Origin of the sequence: Dietzia sp. DQ12-76 (genome assembly GCF_014145045.1) — a bacterium.
Classification (GTDB): Bacteria; Actinomycetota; Actinomycetes; order Mycobacteriales; family Mycobacteriaceae; genus Dietzia.
Genome location: NZ_JAALDV010000376.1, coordinates 1 through 4,758, shown reverse-complemented (window position 1 = coordinate 4,758; position 4,758 = coordinate 1). Strand labels below are relative to the sequence as shown.

General features: G+C 71.7%; 3 protein-coding genes. 2 read left to right on the top strand and 1 reads right to left on the bottom strand.

Annotated elements, in window-relative coordinates; translation table 11 throughout:
• Positions 1–734, top strand: a 734-nt coding sequence (locus G6019_RS12710) for a baeRF3 domain-containing protein (RefSeq protein ID WP_439822631.1), incomplete at its 5' end; no start/stop codon positions are given.
• A gap of 82 nt (positions 735–816) precedes the next feature.
• Positions 817–2,886: an NADPH-dependent 2,4-dienoyl-CoA reductase gene (locus G6019_RS12705; RefSeq protein WP_182627733.1), complete on the top strand. Its 2,070-nt coding sequence runs from the start codon at positions 817–819 to the stop codon at positions 2,884–2,886.
• 64 nt (positions 2,887–2,950) lie between these two features.
• On the opposite strand, the gene G6019_RS12700 is transcribed toward G6019_RS12705, so the two are convergent.
• A complete protein-coding gene (locus G6019_RS12700; RefSeq protein WP_182612465.1) occupies positions 2,951–4,492 on the bottom strand; it encodes an MFS transporter in 1,542 nt (513 codons plus the stop codon).
• Between the last annotated feature and the right edge of the window lie 266 nt (positions 4,493–4,758).

The window sequence follows — 4,758 nt, the reverse complement described above, 5'->3', positions numbered from 1 at the left end:
GTCCGCTCGTCCCGGCCGCGGTCGCCGACGGCGAGTTCCTGATCCTCGCCCTGAGCCAGAACTCGGTGCGACTGTTCGAGGCCACCCGGGGGTCGGTCCACGAGAGGGACATCGGCACCGCCCCGGCGTCGATGGAGGACGCCGAAGGGCGCACCGAGCGCGAGCCCCAGCTGCAGCACCAGGCGGCGGCCGGGGGCACCGCCGCCTTCCACGGGCACGGCGCCGGGGGTGAGGTGGACCGCGTGATGCTCGAGAAGTTCTTCCGTCAGGTGGCCGGGGGGATCGACGAGCTCCTCGCGGGGCAGGAGCGACGGCCGCTCGTCCTGGCGGCGGTGGCCGAGCACCACCCGATGCTCAGGAGCGAGCTGTCCTACCCGCACCTGCTCGACCAGGTGGTGGCCGGGAATCCCGATCATTGCGACGGTGCGGAGCTCAAGGAGAAGGCGTGGCCGCTCGTGCAACCGGTCCTCAACGCCGACGCCGCCGCGGCGACCGAGCGTTTCGGCGAGGCGCTCGGGACCGGCCTCGGGGTCAGTGACCCGAGGGAGATCGTCGCCGCCGCCGCGGAGGGTCGGGTGGAGACCCTGATCCTCACCGGGGCGATCTGCCGACCGGAGGATCGGCCCGGGGACCTCGACGACGCAGTGGGCCACACCTGTGCCACGTCCGGGCGGCTCGTGGTGCTCGAGGCGCTCCCGCACGGGAACTCCGTCGGCGCGATCCTGCGCTACTGAGAGCGGTGACGCACTCGGACTCCCGAACTTCGCGACCTTACCCGCCAGTAAGGTCGGGCTCGGGCAGGGCACAATAGGCCCCATGAGCTCGAGCCACCCGCACCTGACCAGCCCCCTCGTCGTCGGGCCTCTCACCCTGCGCAACCGCGTCGTCATGGGCTCCATGCACACCGGGCTCGAGGACCGGAGCGCGCACCTGCCCGAACTCACGGCCTACTTCGCCGAACGGGCGCGCGGCGGCACCGCCATGATGGTCACCGGCGGATTCTCGCCCGATATCCAGGGCTGGCTGCTGCCGGCCGGGTCGATGATGGCCAGTCGGCGGATGGCGGACAAGCACCGCGGCCTCACCGACGCCGTCCACGCCGAGGGCGCGCACCTCCTGCTCCAGCTGCTGCACGCAGGCAGGTACGGCTACCAGCCGTTCGTGCGGTCGGCCTCGTCCACCAAGTCCCCGATCAGCATGTTCAGGGCGCGCGGCCTGAGTGCGCGCGGCGTCGAGCGCACCATCGACCACTGGGTGCGAGCGGCTCGACTGGCACGGCGCGCGGGGTACGACGGCGTCGAGATCATGGGCTCCGAGGGCTACCTGATCAACCAGTTCCTCGCGGCCCGAACCAACCAGCGCACCGACCGCTGGGGCGGCAGCGCGAGCAAGCGGATGCGCTTCCCGGAGGAGATCGTCCGACGTATCCGGGCCGAGGTGGGACCGGACTTCCTCATCCAGTACCGGATCAGCGTCCTGGACCTGGTCGAGGGCGGCCAGACCTGGGACGAGACCGCCGAGCTCGCGCAGCGCCTCGAGGCCGCGGGCGCCGACGTGTTCAACACCGGGATCGGATGGCACGAGGCGCGCATCCCCACCATCGTCACCTCGGTGCCCCGCGCGGCGTTCGTCGACCTGGCGGCCCGGCTCAAGCAGACCGTCGGCGTGCCGGTGATCGCCTCCAACCGCATCAACACCCCGGATGTGGCCGAGCGGATCCTCGCCGACGGGCAGGCCGACCTGGTGTCCATGGCGCGGCCGCTGTTGGCGGACCCGGCGTTCGCGGCCAAGGTCGACGAGGGGCGGGCCGACGAGATCAACATCTGCATCGCCTGCAACCAGGCGTGTCTCGACCACACCTTCGCCAACAAGCGGGCGTCGTGCCTGGTCAACCCCCGCGCGGGCCGGGAAACGGAACTGCTGCTCACCGTGGCGCCCTCGCGCCGGCGGGTGGCGGTGGTCGGTGCGGGTCCCGCCGGTCTGGCCTGCGCGGAGGCGGCCGCGACCCGAGGGCTGTCGGTGCAGGTGTACGAGGCCGAGGACGAGATCGGCGGGCAGTTCCGCTACGCCATGCGCGTACCCGGCAAGGAGGAGTTCGCCGCGTCCCTGGCCTACTTCAGCCGACGCCTCGACGTTCTCGGGGTCCCCGTCCACCTGGGCCGACGTGCCACCGCCGCCGACCTGGGCGACGCCGACCACGTGGTGGTGGCCACCGGCGTCCGCCCACGGGAGATCACGATCCCGGGCGCCGACCACCCGATGGTCATGACCTACCCCGAGCTGCTCACCGGTGCCCGCAGGCCCGGGCGTCGCGTCGCGGTGATCGGCGCCGGCGGGATCGGGGTGGACGTCTCGGAGTTCCTCCTCGCCGGTGGGTCCGGACTGGCCCTCGACGGCCACCGCGCCCATGGTCACTCCACCGACGTAGAGGCCTGGAAGCGGCACTGGGGCGTGGTGGATCCCGCCGTCGAACGCGCGGGGCTGGGCACCGCCGTCCTGGCGGATCCCGCCCACGAGGTGCACCTGCTCCAGCGCAAGACCACCTCGATCGGCAACGGGCTGGGCAAGACGACCGGCTGGGTCCACCGCGCCGAGCTCAGGACCGGTGGCGTGCACCAGTACACCGGGGTCACCTACGAGAAGATCGACGACGACGGGCTGCACATCCTCGACGACGCCGGCCGGCCGCGGTTGGTGCCCGTGGACTCCGTCGTGGTGTGCGCGGGACAGGAGTCGGTGCGGGATCTCGCAGACGAGCTGATCCGGGCCCGGGGCGCGGAGAGCCGCGGACCGGGTGTCCACGTGATCGGCGGTGCGGATGTGGCCGCCGAACTCGACGCCAAGCGCGCCATCAAGCAGGGCGTGGAGCTGGCCGCGAGGCTCTGAGACCCCGCTCCACACCAGGCCTGCGAGCAGGCGCTCTGCTCAGCAGCCTCACTCAGCCCCTGAGTCAGGCGCAGCGCTTCTCCCGGCGGCGGTCGACGACGCTGAACGCCAACGCGCCCGCCGCCAACACCGCGATCAGTCCCAGCGCCGCCCGGAACGCCAGCAACCAGTCGTCCTGGGACTCGACGATCCAGAACAGCACACCGGGAACCACTGCCGTGCCGATCGCGGTGCCCATGCGCTGGCCCAGCGAGATGATGCTCCCGGCCACCCCGCCGTACGCGGGATCGACCGCGCGGACCGTGAGCGTCTGATTGGGCGAGATGGTCATGCCCTGCGCGGTACCCATCAGCGCGGCGGGCGCCATGAAGATCAGGTACCCCACCGCACCGGACTCCACCAGACCCGCGAGCAGGATGAACGTGCCCAGCGCGGTGAGGGTGAGACAGAAGCCCCCGATCACCAAACGCCGCCCGAGCGTGAGCACGAAACGCCCCGCCACCTGCGCGGACACCGCGGCGCAGATCGAGGCGGGAAGACTCACGAACGCGGAGTCGATCGGCGCGTACCCCAGGTGGAACTGCAGATACATGGGCATGACGATCCACAGGCTGGTCCCGCCCATGAAGTAGATCGAGACGATGATCATGCCGTTGCGGAACGCTGGATCGCGGAAGATCTCGGGATTGACCAGCGGCGGTCGACCGATGCGCTCGTAGCGGCGCTCCCACCAGGCGAAGGCCCCCAGGAGGGCCACCCCGAGCGGGACCAGGGCCCACATCGCGGGGTTCGCGCCGCGGTTGAGGAAGGGCAGCATCACCGAGAGGACGGCCGCCCCGAGCAGCACGATGCCGACCGGGTCCACGTCCAGACGCCTGGGACGCGTGGGCGGGGCGGCGGGAGCGGCGACCACGTCGCCGTCGTCCTCCTGGTAGCCCAACGCGCCGGCGCGCGCTCTCGATCCGCCGACGTCGCGTCCGTCGCGGTCGGTCCGGGGCAGCGCGCGGTCGTCGGGCAGCCACTTCTGCCCCAGCACCAGGGCGATCACGCCGAGCGGCACGTTGACGAAGAACATCGCGCGCCATCCCAGGTCGTCGCCCAGGGCCTCGATCAGCAGGCCACCGACAAGGGGGCCCGAGGCCGTGGCCACCGAGACCGTGGTGGCCATGGTGGCGAACGCGCGGGCGCGGGCCGCTCCGCGGAAGTACTTCTGGATGAGCCCGAAGGTCTGCGGGTTGAGCATCCCCGATCCGATGCCCTGCACCACCCGCGCGGCGTTGAGCATCTCGATGTTCTGGGCGAACCCGGCGAAGACGGCCCCGGCGGTGAAGACGGCGACGCCGGCGAGGAAGATCCGCTTGCGGCCGGTCGCGTCCCCGAGTCGTCCCGACGGCACCAACAACAGGCCGAACGACAGCGCATAGCCCGAGACCACCCACTGCAGGCCGGTGGACCCGGCGTCGAGAGCGGGGCCGATCACGGGAAGCGCCACGTTGATCACCGACAGGGCGAGCAGCGCCATGAACAGCGGGACCATCAGGGTGGTGAGCACCCGTGCCGTGCTCACGGGCGGTTCGGCCGCGGGAGTCACAGGGTGGTCGGTCACCCGGGCGATGGTAGCCCTGGTTCGACCGGGGCCGGCCGGCTGGCGAGCAGCGGGCGTATTCGCGCGCGTTCAGGGGTCCCGCGCACAGGCCCCGCCTAAGTCCGATGTGTAGCCTCGGCGGACTGATGCACCCATCAACGTCAGGAGATCGAGTGCTGAAGAACACGAGGAGGCTGGTCGCGGTCGCTGCGGGAGCCGTGCTCGTCACCGCGGGCTGCGGTGCCCCGGGCGACGGCGACGACGCCGCGCAGGCCGAGCCGACCGCC